Genomic DNA, 13,144 nt, shown 5'->3' with positions numbered 1-13,144 from the left:
CACGTGACCGCGCCGAACCAGGACCCCACTCCGTGGGAGCTGCTGCGAGCCATGCAGCAGCTGCGCGACGACCTGCGCTCGGACTTCGCCGAGCTCGGCGCGCGCCTCGCCGAGATGGTTACGAAGATCCAGTACGAAGCCGATCGACGCACCGATGAGCTTCGGATCAAGGCCATCCAGGACGAGCTCGCGACCATGGGCCGAACCTGGGAGGCGGAACGCGAAGCGACGCGCAGCGCACGACGTTTGGCGCTCACCGCTCTCGTCGCGCCGGTGATTGTTGGTGTGGTCGTCGCCATCTCCGTCAGCTTGCTCGGACTGTAAATTCACTTAAAGGCGCGGGGGAGAAGCAGGACGCGCCTCATGCCGGATCTCTGGCTGCCTGGTGCCGAGCGTCATCCGCTCGGAGACACCGCACCGACCGACACCCAGTACGCACCCCGCGTGATCTGGCACATCACCTGGGACAAGAACGCCTCGGCGAAGAAGCCCGCTGATCTCGTCCCCTTCGATCAGCTCGTCCGGTACTTCACGGGAGGGGGCAGCAGCTGCGCCCCCCACCTGTTGTGGGATCCGTTCACTGGGCGGACTGCCCAGTTCTACCCGGCCAACAGCCGGTCGAAGTCGGTCGTTGACTCCGCCGGCGGTACCAGGACCAACCGCACGGGCCGAGTCTGCCTCCAGGTCGAGACGCTGTTCTTCCCCTACTGCCGGGTGAACGGGCGGTCGTACGCGGCCGTTCGCGACACCCCGGCGAAGGGCCTCGACAAGATCATTGCCTGGGCTCGGAGCTGGGGCGTTCCCGACGCCTGGCCGATGGGCAGCCCGACCTGGAGTGCGAACCGCAGCGAGCGCATCTGGGAGGCCCGCGGCGGCCACTACGCGCATGGTCAGGTGCCCGAGAACGAGCACAACGACCCCGGGCCCATGCCGAAGTGGCCCAGCTCGGGGCATGCATCAAAGCCGGCGCCGCCTTTCCCTGGTCGCAGCGCCTTCGGGCCAGGCAAGTCGAACGCGTCGATCCTGCTGCTTGGCCAGCAGCTCGTCCGCCGCGGGTTCGGCAAGCACTACCGCGTTGGCCCTTCCCGGGACTGGGGCGAGGCCGACCGTCTGAACGTCGCCGACTTCCAGCGAGCTCAGGGGTGGAGCGGTTCCGATGCCGACGGCTTCGCCGGCCCCCAGACCTGGGCCCGCCTCTTCGGCTGACCTTCCATCCCCATCAAGGAGCCAACCATCATGAACCTGTACGCGTCTCTCTTGCGCACCGGAGTGCCGGCCGCGGTCGGCTGGCTCGTCGCGGTGGCCCTGCGGCATGGCCTCGACCTGGACACGACCGCCGTCACCGGCGTCCTCACCCCCGTCGCAATCTTCGTCTACTACGGGGTCTTCCGCTTCGCCGAGGAGCACCTGTCGCCCCGCTTCGGCTGGCTGCTCGGCTACGCCCGGCCGCCGAAGTATGAGGGCTCGCAGCTCCCCCTGCCGAGGACCTGACCAGATCGGCGTGACGCCGAGCAGCCCACGATAAGCAGGAAGAAGGCCCCCGTCTCTCGACGGGGGCCTTCGACCTCTTGGAAGCACCCACACTACCGGGTCTCCGGGGGGATACGGGTTCCGCTTCCACGCTGGTTACAATCTATATGCAGACGTGCCGTGAGCGGGAGGCGATGGAGTGGCAGGGGATCAGAGGCCAGCGGCGAGGAAGCCGTACCTGGCCGGCGGGGCCGAGTTCGCCGCGCTGTATGACGTGAAGAGGCTCCAGGTCAGTCAGTGGATCAGCCGTGACCACACGCTCGACTATCGGTATGCCAAGATCATCAGTGGGTCGCCCTACTGGCTTCTTCAGTTCGTGAAGGGCTTCGGTCAGACCACCCCGCGCACGAAGCACCTCAATGAGGTCGAGCTTGCGCGACTGATCAAGGAGCAGGACCCGGGGTACTGGGTCGGGGAGGTCGGCCAGCTTCCGCCGCTGGTGGGCCAGGCTGAGCTGGTGGCGCTGTTTCGGTTGCCGTCCGGCGCGCTGCTGAGGAAGGCGGTCGGCACGGGCCGCTTCCGTCCTGCCGACTACACCCTGTCTGGATCGCCGATCTGGCTCCTTGAGCCGGTGGCGGAAGACGTGCCCGCGCTTCAGGCCGGAGCGCGCGGGGTGGACTGGGCGGTCGACGAACAGGTCCTGGCTGCGCTGCGCGACGGCACCTACGACGGTCCCGGGGCCAAGATCGTGCCGCGCGGCAAGGCCGCGCGCCAACCCGCCAAGTAACCGCAGATCAGGGCGACTTGTTCTTGATCTCACCCCTAGTTGCATATAGAATAGAAGCGCACCAAGGGGGTGCGCTTCTATCTTCTTGGGGGTGGAGATGCAGGTTTCCAGGGGGCCGCCCGGCGGGGGTCGATGGCGTTGTCGATCGACATTCCTCCTATCCGGAGATAGATTCCAACACTCCAGAGTGTGAGTGCTATCTCTGAGGGGAGAGCCTTGCTGATCGAACAGCCGCCGTTGTTCGGCACCGTCCAGCCCGTTCGCCACCCCGCCGACGTCGGCGACCTGACCATCCAGCAGCGGTTCGAGGCGTTCCACGCGCTCAACCCCTGGGTTCTCAGGGCGCTGGCCCGGATGACCGCCGACTGCGCGGAGAAGGGGTTCGGCCGCATCGGCATCGGGATGCTCTTCGAGCTCCTGCGCTACCAGTACGGCGCGGCGACCCGAGGCGACGAGTTCGCGCTGAACAACGACTACCGCTCCCGGTACGTCCGGCTTCTGCTGGCCGAACACCCGGAGTGGTCCCCGCTCTTCGAAGTCCGCGCTCTGCGCACGGACTGACCACGACCTCTTGGAGCCAGATCGTGAACGCACCAGCGGGCGCCGCAAAGCCGCCTGCCATCAAGCTCAAGACCCGCAAGCCGACCGGTATCGTCCCGTGGCCCCTTCTCCTCATCGAGGGCGAGGAAGGCGCTGGCAAGACTTACTCGGCCGCCCAGTTCTCCAGCAGTGACCGCATCGGCCAGATGTACTGGATCGACCTCGACGAGGGATCGGCCGACGAATACGCCGCCATCGAAGGCGCGAACTATCTGATCATCGAGCACGACGGAACCTACCGGGACATCCTCGAACAGGTCGAGGCCGTGCACGCCGAAGCCCGGCGCGCTGCGGCAGCCGGGGAACCTCCGGTCGTTCTGGCCATCGACTCCGGCTCGGCCTTCTGGCGGATGCTGACCAACTGGACGTACGAGCGGGGCCGCCGCACGCGGAAGAACCGCGCGCTGCTCCAGGAGGACCCGGACGCCGCCTACGACATCGGCCGGAACTTGTGGAACGACGCCCTGGAGCGGTGGAACAGGATCATCTACCTGCTACGCACCCTGCCCGGCATCTCCATTGTCCTGGCCCGCGGTAAGCAGGTCAGCGCGACGGACGACAACGGTCAGCCGATCCAGAACAAGAGCGAGTGGAAGGTGGCGGCCCAGAAGGACCTGGGCTTCGACTCGACCTGCTGGGTGCGGATGAAGCGCAACGCTGACCCGCAGATCATCAAGGTCCGGTCGCTGCGGATGCGCGTGGAGCAGAAGAAGCCGCTGACCCTGCGGGACTTCAGCATCGAGGACCTGGTCTTCAACAAGCTCGGCTGCTCCGTCGAATCCCAGCCGCGCATCATGCCCGCGCTCGCCGGCGACCTGGTACAGCCGTGGCTTACCCGCATCGCCGAGCTGAAGGACAAGGAAGCTCTCGGCGCGCTGTGGCGCTCCGTCCCGGACCCGGCCAACCGCCTCAGCCGGGAGGAGATCGCCACTGTCCGGGCCGCCGCTGAGCAAAGGGCGGCCGAACTGGACAACCCGCGCTCGGAGATGGGCGAGGGCCCACTGACCGACGCCGACAAGCTCCGCGCCGCCGCCAAGCGGAAGGCCGCCGAGCAGGACGCGGACGCCGAGCAGTGACCGGCCCGCACTCACATCTTGGAGAACTCCCATGTCTGTAGCCACCACCGTTGACGGTGTCGCGCCCTCCATCTGGGGTGCCGCTCACGACGTCGACGCCCGCCGCCCCCGCTCTCTTCAGACCCAGCTCGGGGCATCCGACACCGTGTGCGGCCGACGCGCCGCGTACATCCTGCACGGCGTGACTCCGACCGATCACGCCGACAAGCGCGCCGCGATCCTCGGCACGTTCATCCACTACGGCCTGCTGGAGTCGGCGCGCACGGAGTACGGATGGCTGGTTGAGCGGAGTGTCCAGGACGACCTGATCCGGGGGCACGTCGATGTCGTCCAGCTCGACGCGACGACAGCCGCTCGCCTGCCTGCCCGGCACAGACCGGCGATACCCGCCGACGTGCTCACCGTGGAGGACGTGAAGACGAAGTCCACGTACATGTGGGACCGAGTCCTCCGCTACGGCGCCACGGCCGCCGAGCTGCGGCAGGTCCACCTCTACGCGGGCGCGCTGCACGAGGAGGGGTTCGAGGACGTACCCGGCCAGCGATACCTATCCCGCCTGGGGCCACTGGACATCGGCCGCATCCGCTTCCGCTTCATCAACCGCGACAGCGGCGCGGAGCACATCCAGGAGATCGACTTCGACCCCCAGCGGGCTGCCGAGGCCCAGTGGTGGGTGGAGCGCGTGCGCGAGACCAGCGACCCCGAAGAGATGCCGCGCGACTTCAACGGGCCGGGCCTGGACGCCATCTGCGACTACTGCCCGTTCCGTTCCCTGTGCTGGCCGGGGACAGCTCCGGGCGTGCCCGAGCAGACGGCACTCATTCACAACGACGCCGACCGCGAGCAGGCGCTCATCGACTACGTGAAGGGACACGAACTCGCCAGCGAGGGCGACCGGATTAAGAAGTTCGCACGCAAGAAGCTGGACCAGTCCCCGGCCGGAATCTACGGACCCAACAGGCTTTCCTGGCGCGGCGGGAACGACGAGGAGAAGGACGACGTCGAGGCGATGGTCGACCTCCACGAGGTCGCCGGCATCCCGGTGCCGATGAAGCCGGACGCGGATCGCATGGTCAAGAACCTCAAGGCGGCGGGGTTGCCCGTCCCACGGCGGAAGACCGGCAAGAAGACGGCTCCGGTCATCAACGTCGGGCCGGCCTGACCCCGGAACCCATGACCTCTCAGCCCCGCCCGTGAACGACGGGCGGGGCGCCCCGTCCTGCCGCCGTGCTCGTACCGCCCAAGGGGAACCGTGTCCATCCAACTGATGATCGCCGCGGCGTATTTGCCGCCCGACGTGCTTAGCCAGAGCCAGAAACTCGCCCTCATGAAGATCGCGGACAGCGCCGACGATGAGACGCGCCTCGCGCGGCCCGGCCTGACTCGCCTTGCCGCCTGGGTCGGCGTGACCGACAAGCGCGCCATCACCATCGTCACGGAGCTGATAGCCAAGGGGCTCGTCGAACGTGTCGAGACCGGTAAGGCGGGCCGCGCTGCGGTCTACCGGGTCTTCCCGCTCGGCGTACCGCCCACGCCGACCACGCCGGAACTCAAGGCGGCTGCGGAGTCGCGCAAGGCCGCCCCCAAGAACCCCCGCAAAGCCCGCTCCGGGGTGGTGCGTTCGGCTCCGGCCAAGCCCGCGATGACGTATCAGGACGTCGAAGCCCGTGAGGCTGAACGGCGGCAGAAGGCCGCAAAGCCGCAGGTGGGAGCAGGGTTCCACGGGGGGAACCCAGAGGAAGAGGCAGGGTTCCACGGGGGGAACCCGGAGGGGCCAGAGGGTCGGGTTCCACCGGTGGAACCCGATGAGTTTCACGGGGGGAACCCACTGGGTTCCAGCGGTGAAACCCCTTCCTTTCCTGGTTCTTCCTCTGTCCTTCCTTTCCCCCCTACCCCCACGGCTGACGCCGTAGGGGAGCCCGCGCCCGCTCCGACAGGCCCCCCGACGCCGGATCGCGAGGAGCCACAGAAGGGCTGTGCAAGGCATCGTGGGCGCCCTGCTGCCTCCTGCCGTGGGTGCGGTACCAACCCGCGCGCAGGACGTGAGAGGGAGCGGGATGAAGCCAAGGCGGCGGAGCACCAGGCGCACGGTCGTTTCTGGGATGAGTGGCACGAGGATGCGGCCGGTCGCCGCCAACAGGTCGAGGAGCGCCCGGAGTCGGTGGAGGCCGCCCGCAGGGCTGCGCGTGAGGCGGTGCTTCAGTCCAAGGCCCGCAGGCAGAAAAAAACTTAGGCGCCCGAACGAATATTCCGCCAGGAATCTGGACATCCCTGGTATTGCATATAGAATAGAACCGGAAAGAGGGGGAAGGGCTCCCTCGAACCGGAAGGACGACATGAGCTACCTGCCCACCCTTCGCCGCGAACACAAGGGCGCGCTCGTGCTCGACGGCAGCGCCGCCGCTCACGAGCAGATCTGCACCCTCGCCGACCTCTACCGCGAAGACCCCGAGGGGATCGGGGACATGCTCATCCAGATCGCCGACCTCAAGGATCAGGCTGAGCGTGAGCGCGCCCTCGACGGTCTCGGTCATGCCGAGCATGTGCGGGACGAGATCGTCGGTGAACTCCTCGACGAGCTCGGCGGCGCGGAGATCCACCTCGACCCCCGCGACAGCCACCACGCCCTCATGCAGGCGCGCAGCCTCGCCCACCAGGCGCAGCACATCGCCGACGCGGCCAAGGGGCGCGCCGACGAACTCGCGGTCCTGACCGCCGTTGCCCGAGGGGCCCGGGGGGAGCGCCGGCGGCCCTCCGGCTGCTAGCTGCAGTCGTTTCAATCCGTTTCCAAATAGATCCCAACTCTGTACTGTTGAGCGGCACAAGACCTCTTGGAGAGAACCACGTGAGCAACGACCTCGCGCAGATGGCCCCGATGCCCGTGCACGACAACACCGACGACCCGCTGTGGCGCAAGCTGTGGAACGCCTACGAGCCGGTCATCACCGCGCTCCGTCGCATCCCGCTCGTCACCGACGTCGAAATCTCCGGCGGCATGTTCGGCATCACCGCACAACTCACCGACGGATCGCACCTGTGGATCTCCTCGGTCGAGGAACTGCCCCTCGACCCCAACAAGGTCGAGGGCTGGCACGTCAGGCGCGGCCACGAGGACAACCCGACCATCGACGAGATGGTCTACAACTCCACCGAGGACGGCGAGCACTCGCAGCACGGCAACAACGTCGTCCCCCTCGTCCAGGCCATCACCGCCTTCGTCACCGAGCGGCACCTCGCTCCCCGGCTCATCGACCTCATGTCCGTCCAGATCGACGGAGTGACGAAGAAGCACAAGCCCATCAGCAAGCTCATCCAGGGCCCCTTCGATGACCGCCACGCGGCGGTCAAGGAGTACGGCTACGCCACCCACGACCTGATGCAGAACGGTTGGCGGTGCATTCACGAGCAGGGCGGAACTGACTGGCCGCTCACGGTCTGGGAGAAGAACTGCGAGGTCGCCACCGTCTACCTCGCCCACGTCGGTCAGGTCACCGCCTGATGCCCGGCACGGAAGCGGGCCAGCCGCGTACGGCCGAGGAGACCATCAATCGCCCGTGCAACTGCGTGATCGCCCACGTGCAGAACGCCGACGAGCGAGCCCAGGTCCAGGCCGCGCTGGACAACGCACTCAAGACCAACGACGCCCACGCCGTGCTGGTCGCCTGCATGCAGCTCATGCAGCCCTGCCCGGCGCGCGACGAGCCGGTGACGCGATGACCGCCATGTACGCGTTGCTCGCGCTCGCCCTCGGCGCCGCTGCCGGCCTCGCCGTGATCGTCGTCGACGAACTGCGCTGGGAGGCCCGTAACCGGCTCCCGCGATGCACCACCTGCGGCGAACAGCACCACCGACACGCCGCCCACCGCTGAACGCTGCCCGGCCCGGCCTGACGCCGGGCCGGGCAGCCGCAGACCTCTTGGAGAAACCCCGTGGGATACGACATCTACATCCAGACCCCTGACGGCAAGCCCGCCGAAGGTGACGAAAACTATTTCCGGTTCGCGATTACCGCCATGCCACGCACACTCGACGCGATGAGCAATTTCGGGATGCTCGTGGACCTTCCCATCCCGTCCTACCCGACGCTTGCCGCCTACGGGTTGAAGCGTGAGGACTTTCAACCCGGCGCCAAGCCCGACCAGGCCACTGCGACCCGCATCGCCGAATACCGGGCCGCGTACCAGGCAGTCACGGACGCCGCCGAGCCCGATCCCACCGGGATCCCGGCGTACAAGCTCGCCTGGAGCGACGGCTTCCTCGTCACCGTCGCCGAGATCAGCGCCGCACTGGCCACCTACGAGGCCCACCCGCAGGTGGAGATCGCCGAGATGCCCGTTGGTGACCCGACGTGGAGGCGCTGGATCGCCTTCCTGCGCCGCGCCAGAGCACACGGCGGCCTGCGCACCCACTGATCCCGGCTGCCGCCCGGCCCCGCCACCACGCGGGGCCGGGCTCCGTAAACCTCTTGGAGAAGCACACCACCATGGCCACAGTCATCGACCTGCTGTGTGGCGCGGGCGGCAGCAGCACCGGGCTTGTCGAAGCCGGTCACGAACTGATCCTCGGCATCAACCACTGGCAGCTCGCTATCGACACGCACGCTGCCAATCACCGCAATGCCGATCACGCGTGCATCGACATCTCGGGTTTCCCGATGCGCTACCTGCCCAACGCCGATGTCCTGTGGGCATCGGTCATCTGCACCGAGATCAGTCCGGCCGGCGGGCGGCGCCGCGAGACCAACCAGATCGACCTGCTCGACTTGCTCGAGGAGGGCGAGGAGTGGGAGGCCCTCACCAAGGACGCCTTCGAACGGACCCGCGTCACCGGCTGGTGCGTCGTACGCGCCGCCGAGGCCAAACGATTCAAGGCGATCGTCGTCGAGAACGTCGTCGAGTTCGGCCTCGACTGGATCTTGTTCCCGAAGTGGCTCGAAGCCATGGAACTGCTCGGCTACCAGTACCAGATCGTGTGCGTCAGCAGCGCGCACATCGGCGACGACGTCAACCTGCGCGCCCCTCAGTGGCGCGACCGGATGTACGTGGTCTTCACCCTCAAGGTCATGCGCAAGCCAGACCTGGAGCCCAGGCCGCTCGCGCCGTGCGTGGACTGCGGCGAGGACGTGCACGCCATTCAGACCTGGAACGTCGAAGGCGTACGCATCGGGAAGTACCGGCGCGACTACATCTACCGCTGCCCCAACACCCGCTGCCGACACGCCATGGTCGAGCCATACGTCCGCCCGGCCAGCGACATCATCAACTGGGACGACCTCGGGACCCGGATCGGCGACCGCAAGAAGCCCCTCGTGGACACGACGATGGACCGTATCCGCGCGGGCCTCCTCAAGTTTCCCTACCGCCCCAGCTCGATCACGCTCACCCACGGCAAGGACGGCGGAGACAGGGCTTACGCGGTCGAGGACCGGCCGCTTCCCACACGGACGGCCAAACAGGGTGACGCGCTCCTGGTGCCGACCGGCGGCTCATGGAACACCGACGCCGTCCCCGTCGACGTGCCGCTGCGGACCCGCACCACGCGCGAAAGTGAAGCCCTAGTGACGGTGGACCCGTTCATCGTCGAGTACCGCAACAACGCCACGGCCAGCCCCGCGAGCCACCCGCTCAGCGGAGTCACTGCCCAGGGCAATCACCACGGCCTGGTCACCCACGCCAGCCGAGTGCCCGAGCGGGCACGGAACACCCTCGTCGTGCCGTACCGCAAGGCCGCGGTGAAGACGGCCGCCGAACCCGTCCACACCCTTTCCACCCGCGACTCGGCCGCCCTCGTGCGCAGCGCCCCGAGCATCGACGACTGCTACTTCCGGATGCTCAAGCCTCGCGAACAGCTCGAAGGGCAGCGGTTCCCTGCGAAGTACGTGGTCTACGGCAACCAGGCTGAACAGACCATGCAGGCAGGCAACGCGGTTTCCGTGAACGTCGCCAGGTGGATAGGCCAGCGATTGGAGCCCGTCCTGTGACCGGATCTCGCAGTGCACTGCCCGGTACCCACGTCACCGGCCACGCCCCGTGCTGGGGCGATCCCGACTTCGCCGTAGCCGACAGCCGCTGGAAGACAGGTAAGGACCTGGTCGCCATCTGCGAACCCGTCCTGTACGTCTGCGGCGGCTGCCCGTTCCGGGCCGCCTGCATCAAACAGGTCGTCCCGGCCAAGAACGAGTTCGACGGCGTGTGCGGCGGCCGGATCTGGCTCAACGGCGTGATCGTCCACGCCCTCCCGGACGCCGACCCTTCCGAGCTTCCGCCTCCGGTGATCCGCAAGTCGTGCGGCACCGCCGCCGGGTCCCGGGCCCACCGACGAGCTGTCGAGCAGCAGTGCCCCCGGTGCGAGCCCTTCTACCAGCCCGGCCCCAACCCGCTGGACGCCGAGGACGACGCGCAGCAGCTCGAACTCCCCAACGTCGCCTGATCCATCGAAGGAGAGACACCCCGTGCTTGAAGACCGATCGATGCGCGAACTCCTCGGCCCTGTTGCGGCCGTGGCGCTCATTGCCCAGCTCAACCCCGATCTGCCCGCACCCCGCATCGAGTTCGCCCCCATTCACCACGACAACGGGGAGTACAGCGCCGGGGTTCGGCTGCTCATGTACAAGCCCGAGGACGGTGTCTACGAACGGTGGGCGCACCTGATCGGCAGCAGTGATCCCGACTCGCACACCGACCCGACGCCGACTCCCCAAGGCAACCTGTGCCGCCGCACCTACGGCGACTACGCGGACATCCCCGTCGAGGCCGTCGCCTACGTGCCCCGGGCCGTCGCCCAGGTGCCTCCGGCCGCCAACCACTGGGCGCTCGCCCTCAAGGAACCCGCGGCCTGACGTCCGGCCACCGACCCATCTCCCAACTCACAGCAAGGAAAGCCATGAATAAGAACCTCCTCATAGAGGACGTCGCCACCAAGCTCGGCTCTCGCGCCGCCGCAGCCGAGGCGGTCGAAGCGGTCTTCGACTCCATCGTGCGCGCTGTCGCCGACGGCAAGAGCGTCCGCGTGACCGGGTTCGGCTCCATCGCGCCTGTGGAGCGCCCGGCGCGGTTCGCTCGCAACCCGCAGACCGGCGAAAGAGTGCAGGTGCAGGCCACCCGCGCGGTCCGCTTCCGGCCCGGAGCGTCGTTCAAGGCCCTGGTCGACGGCACCAAGGCGCTCCCGCAACACGGCAGCGCCATCAAGAAGGCGCCCAAGACGCCCCGCACCTGACCTGCCGACGCCGCCCCGGCCACCGCCGGGGCGGCGTCTGATCCCGGAGAGCCCAGTGCCCACCCTGCACCAATACCCGTATGCGGCCCCGAAGGCCGACGCTCACTGCGCCGTGATCACGCCGGCGCTGCGTTACCACGGCCACCAGCCGCAGTCCCCGGGCGCCTTGGCCGCCGCACTCCACCACCTGGCCACCACCGATCACCCCGAGCCGAAGAACGGAGCAGCGCAGTGACGCACGAGGAGATATCGGACCGGGTCTGGGAAGCCGTCAGCCACTGGGTGGAGGGCCGTCACGAGGAGTCCGTGCAGATCCTCGCCGAGCTGGCCCAGACACAGACGCCCTCCATGATGTACGGCGTCGCCTGCGGCATCGCCACGGTGGCCAAGGCCGCCCTGACGAAGATGCACGGCCAGCAGACACACACGTCCTTCTGGGGCATCCGGACCCTCGATGGTTCCCGCCCGGAGGACACCGTCCCGCCCCACCACCTATTCGCCGCGCGCTTCATCGCCGCCTTTCTCAATAACGACACCGACACGGCCCTGGCCCTCTACCAGGCAGCCTTCACCTCCAAGGACCCCGAGTTGTGGCCCGCGTGCATGCACACGCTCCTCGCGGCGACTGGGGAAGCCGTGCTCGCGGCCACGCCGGGAGCCGGCCGGTGAACACCTCCGCCACGTACTCAGCTGACGGGCTGCGCCACGACGTTGCCGACCCGGCCACATGGAGCGTGCGGGTCTGCGCGGACCGCTGCGCCACATGCATCTTCCGGCCGGGCAACCTCATGAACCTCGATCCCGGGCGAGTCGCGAGCATGGTCAAGAAGGCCGTCGCCGACGAAGGTCACATCGTCTGCCACGACACGCTCGGCACCGAAGCCCCGGCCATCTGCGCGGGGTTCGCCGTCCACCCGAGAGGGCGCGCGGCCTCGCTCGCGCTCCGCCTCGCCCGAGCCGGTGTGCTGAAAACCGTGCTCGTTCAGCCGGACCGGGAGACCAAACCGTGACTGGACTGCTCGCTGTATTGCTCCTGCTCGGCTGGATCGCCGGAGGCATCTTCTTGACTGCCTTCATCTCGACCCTGCTCGAAGAGGAACCGCTCCTGCGCCTCGCGGCCCAACTGCAGCCGGTCGCAGTCGCTCTGTACCTCGCGATTGTCATCGTTTTCTGGCCAGCCGCCCTCATCGCCCGTGCCGTGGCCGCACTGGTGAACCGGGAACGCCCATGAACCACATCCGAATCGGCCGCATCTTCGCGGCCTGCCACCCGCAGGACACGGCGCGCATCCGCATCGTGCGGTACAAGGAAGGGGACATGCGCGCCGTGGTGGCCGACGCCGCCACCGGCGCCCGCCAGCGCCTCATCCTCGCCTCCAGCCTGCACCCGACGGCTCTCACTGGAACGGGCAGCAGGCGAAAGAGCGGCTATGCGCCCGAGGCGGCACCGGCCGAGGCCACGCCGCCGGCGACACCACAGCTCCAGAAGCCCGCGGCCGAGATGGCGGACTGGTTCGACGGGATGCCAGGGCGTCAGTTCAGGGTGGCCATGCCCCCGCGGATGCTGCTCCTCAATTCCAACCAGCGGTTGCACCACCACCGGCGCGCAGAGATCACCAAGGTGCTGCGGCGTGCGGCCTGGGCCGCCTCGCGAGGCGTGCCGCATCTGGAGCGGGCACACATCATCGGCGTTCTGCACCCCGACGACCAGCAAAGGAGAGACCCGGCCAACTGGTACCCGAGCTTCAAGGCGTGCGTCGACGGGCTCGTGGACCAGGGCGTCCTGGACGACGACGACCACACGCGCGTCGTCGGTCCGGACATGCGGCTTGGGCACGTGGTCAGTGGGTCACGTCTGGTCCTCCACATCCGCGATCTCACGCATTCGCAGGCCGCTGACCTGCGGAAATAAGTGGCGTCGGGGCGAGATTCTGTGCGTGAAAATCTTGCCCCCCACCCGATTGCATATAGAATAGAACCAAGAGTAGGGGGGGAGG

Annotated in this window: 21 protein-coding genes and 1 pseudogene; all 22 read left to right on the top strand. The window is 67.8% G+C overall.

All coding sequences use genetic code 11. The features are described 5' to 3' along the window. Positions 1-3: 3 nt before the first annotated feature. The 22 genes and pseudogenes from TU31_RS14735 to TU31_RS35940 all read left to right on the top strand — a co-directional run bounded on the left by TU31_RS14735 (position 4) and on the right by TU31_RS35940 (position 13,059). Positions 4-324, top strand: a complete 321-nt coding sequence (locus tag TU31_RS14735; RefSeq protein WP_042154467.1) for a hypothetical protein — start codon at positions 4-6, stop codon at positions 322-324. 39 nt (positions 325-363) lie between these two features. Continuing rightward, positions 364-1,206: a peptidoglycan-binding protein gene (locus tag TU31_RS14730; protein WP_052718944.1), complete on the top strand. Its 843-nt coding sequence runs from the start codon at positions 364-366 to the stop codon at positions 1,204-1,206. 30 nt (positions 1,207-1,236) lie between these two features. Then, a complete protein-coding gene (locus TU31_RS14725; protein ID WP_042154464.1) occupies positions 1,237-1,491 on the top strand; it encodes a hypothetical protein in 255 nt (84 codons plus the stop codon). A gap of 178 nt (positions 1,492-1,669) precedes the next feature. After that, positions 1,670-2,257: a hypothetical protein gene (locus tag TU31_RS14720; protein WP_042154463.1), complete on the top strand. Its 588-nt coding sequence runs from the start codon at positions 1,670-1,672 to the stop codon at positions 2,255-2,257. 216 nt (positions 2,258-2,473) lie between these two features. Further along, a complete protein-coding gene (locus TU31_RS38595; protein ID WP_052718943.1) occupies positions 2,474-2,818 on the top strand; it encodes a hypothetical protein in 345 nt (114 codons plus the stop codon). A 23-nt stretch (positions 2,819-2,841) separates the two neighbouring features. Next, on the top strand, positions 2,842-3,933 hold the full coding sequence (locus tag TU31_RS14710; protein ID WP_052718942.1) for an AAA family ATPase: 1,092 nt from the start codon (positions 2,842-2,844) through the stop codon (positions 3,931-3,933). A gap of 31 nt (positions 3,934-3,964) precedes the next feature. Next, entirely contained in the window at positions 3,965-5,095 is a 1,131-nt protein-coding gene (locus tag TU31_RS14705) for a PD-(D/E)XK nuclease family protein (protein ID WP_042154461.1), read from the top strand. Positions 5,096-5,185: 90 nt separating this feature from the next. Beyond that, positions 5,186-6,166 carry a helix-turn-helix domain-containing protein gene (locus TU31_RS38590; protein WP_158894473.1) on the top strand — a complete coding sequence of 327 codons (981 nt, stop codon included), beginning with the start codon at positions 5,186-5,188 and terminating at the stop codon, positions 6,164-6,166. A 103-nt stretch (positions 6,167-6,269) separates the two neighbouring features. Continuing rightward, the gene (locus TU31_RS14700) at positions 6,270-6,698 is read left to right on the top strand and encodes a hypothetical protein (RefSeq protein WP_042154459.1); all 429 of its coding nucleotides are present in this window, start codon (positions 6,270-6,272) and stop codon (positions 6,696-6,698) included. An 80-nt stretch (positions 6,699-6,778) separates the two neighbouring features. Next, positions 6,779-7,432, top strand: a complete 654-nt coding sequence (locus TU31_RS14695; protein ID WP_042154457.1) for a hypothetical protein — start codon at positions 6,779-6,781, stop codon at positions 7,430-7,432. Beyond that, a complete protein-coding gene (locus tag TU31_RS14690; RefSeq protein ID WP_042154455.1) occupies positions 7,432-7,650 on the top strand; it encodes a hypothetical protein in 219 nt (72 codons plus the stop codon). Before TU31_RS14695 ends, TU31_RS14690 begins: the two co-directional genes overlap by 1 nt. After that, positions 7,647-7,802: a hypothetical protein gene (locus TU31_RS38585; RefSeq protein ID WP_158894470.1), complete on the top strand. Its 156-nt coding sequence runs from the start codon at positions 7,647-7,649 to the stop codon at positions 7,800-7,802. Before TU31_RS14690 ends, TU31_RS38585 begins: the two co-directional genes overlap by 4 nt. 60 nt (positions 7,803-7,862) lie before the next feature. Next, a complete protein-coding gene (locus TU31_RS14685) occupies positions 7,863-8,345 on the top strand; it encodes a hypothetical protein (RefSeq protein WP_042154453.1) in 483 nt (160 codons plus the stop codon). A gap of 71 nt (positions 8,346-8,416) precedes the next feature. After that, positions 8,417-9,913 (top strand): DNA cytosine methyltransferase, encoded by a 1,497-nt coding sequence (locus tag TU31_RS14680; protein WP_042154451.1) that lies wholly within the window; start codon positions 8,417-8,419, stop codon positions 9,911-9,913. Next, the gene (locus TU31_RS14675) at positions 9,910-10,362 is read left to right on the top strand and encodes a hypothetical protein (protein ID WP_042154450.1); all 453 of its coding nucleotides are present in this window, start codon (positions 9,910-9,912) and stop codon (positions 10,360-10,362) included. Before TU31_RS14680 ends, TU31_RS14675 begins: the two co-directional genes overlap by 4 nt. 22 nt (positions 10,363-10,384) lie before the next feature. Continuing rightward, on the top strand, positions 10,385-10,771 hold the full coding sequence (locus TU31_RS14670; RefSeq protein ID WP_158894467.1) for a hypothetical protein: 387 nt from the start codon (positions 10,385-10,387) through the stop codon (positions 10,769-10,771). Between the two features lie 44 nt (positions 10,772-10,815). Beyond that, positions 10,816-11,133 (top strand): annotated as a pseudogene (locus tag TU31_RS14665) (HU family DNA-binding protein); the annotation flags it as partial. Positions 11,134-11,203: 70 nt separating this feature from the next. After that, entirely contained in the window at positions 11,204-11,383 is a 180-nt protein-coding gene (locus tag TU31_RS14660; RefSeq protein WP_042154447.1) for a hypothetical protein, read from the top strand. Then, entirely contained in the window at positions 11,380-11,817 is a 438-nt protein-coding gene (locus tag TU31_RS14655; protein WP_042154445.1) for a hypothetical protein, read from the top strand. The genes TU31_RS14660 and TU31_RS14655 overlap by 4 nt, the downstream gene beginning before the upstream one ends. Next, positions 11,814-12,158, top strand: coding sequence for a hypothetical protein (locus TU31_RS14650; RefSeq protein ID WP_042154443.1), 345 nt, complete (start codon positions 11,814-11,816; stop codon positions 12,156-12,158). Before TU31_RS14655 ends, TU31_RS14650 begins: the two co-directional genes overlap by 4 nt. Beyond that, positions 12,155-12,379 (top strand): hypothetical protein, encoded by a 225-nt coding sequence (locus TU31_RS14645; RefSeq protein ID WP_158894464.1) that lies wholly within the window; start codon positions 12,155-12,157, stop codon positions 12,377-12,379. Before TU31_RS14650 ends, TU31_RS14645 begins: the two co-directional genes overlap by 4 nt. Next, the gene (locus TU31_RS35940; protein WP_052718940.1) at positions 12,376-13,059 is read left to right on the top strand and encodes a hypothetical protein; all 684 of its coding nucleotides are present in this window, start codon (positions 12,376-12,378) and stop codon (positions 13,057-13,059) included. Before TU31_RS14645 ends, TU31_RS35940 begins: the two co-directional genes overlap by 4 nt. Positions 13,060-13,144 lie beyond the last annotated feature (85 nt).

The organism is Streptomyces lydicamycinicus (assembly GCF_000829715.2).
GTDB lineage: Bacteria > Actinomycetota > Actinomycetes > Streptomycetales > Streptomycetaceae > Streptomyces > Streptomyces lydicamycinicus.
Note: the sequence above shows the minus strand (reverse complement) of the source record. Positions and strands in the feature narration are given on the sequence as shown.

Excerpts from the sequence above, each read along its gene's own strand:
- TU31_RS38585 (WP_158894470.1), top strand. The coding sequence starts at position 7,647 with ATGACCGCCATGTACGCGTTGCTCGCGCTCGCCCTCGGCGCCGCTGCC.
- TU31_RS14705 (WP_042154461.1), top strand. The coding sequence starts at position 3,965 with ATGTCTGTAGCCACCACCGTTGACGGTGTCGCGCCCTCCATCTGGGGT.
- TU31_RS14700 (WP_042154459.1), top strand. The coding sequence starts at position 6,270 with ATGAGCTACCTGCCCACCCTTCGCCGCGAACACAAGGGCGCGCTCGTG.
- TU31_RS14725 (WP_042154464.1), top strand. The coding sequence starts at position 1,237 with ATGAACCTGTACGCGTCTCTCTTGCGCACCGGAGTGCCGGCCGCGGTC.
- TU31_RS14730 (WP_052718944.1), top strand. The coding sequence starts at position 364 with ATGCCGGATCTCTGGCTGCCTGGTGCCGAGCGTCATCCGCTCGGAGAC.
- TU31_RS14680 (WP_042154451.1), top strand. The coding sequence starts at position 8,417 with ATGGCCACAGTCATCGACCTGCTGTGTGGCGCGGGCGGCAGCAGCACC.
- TU31_RS35940 (WP_052718940.1), top strand. The coding sequence starts at position 12,376 with ATGAACCACATCCGAATCGGCCGCATCTTCGCGGCCTGCCACCCGCAG.
- TU31_RS14690 (WP_042154455.1), top strand. The coding sequence starts at position 7,432 with ATGCCCGGCACGGAAGCGGGCCAGCCGCGTACGGCCGAGGAGACCATC.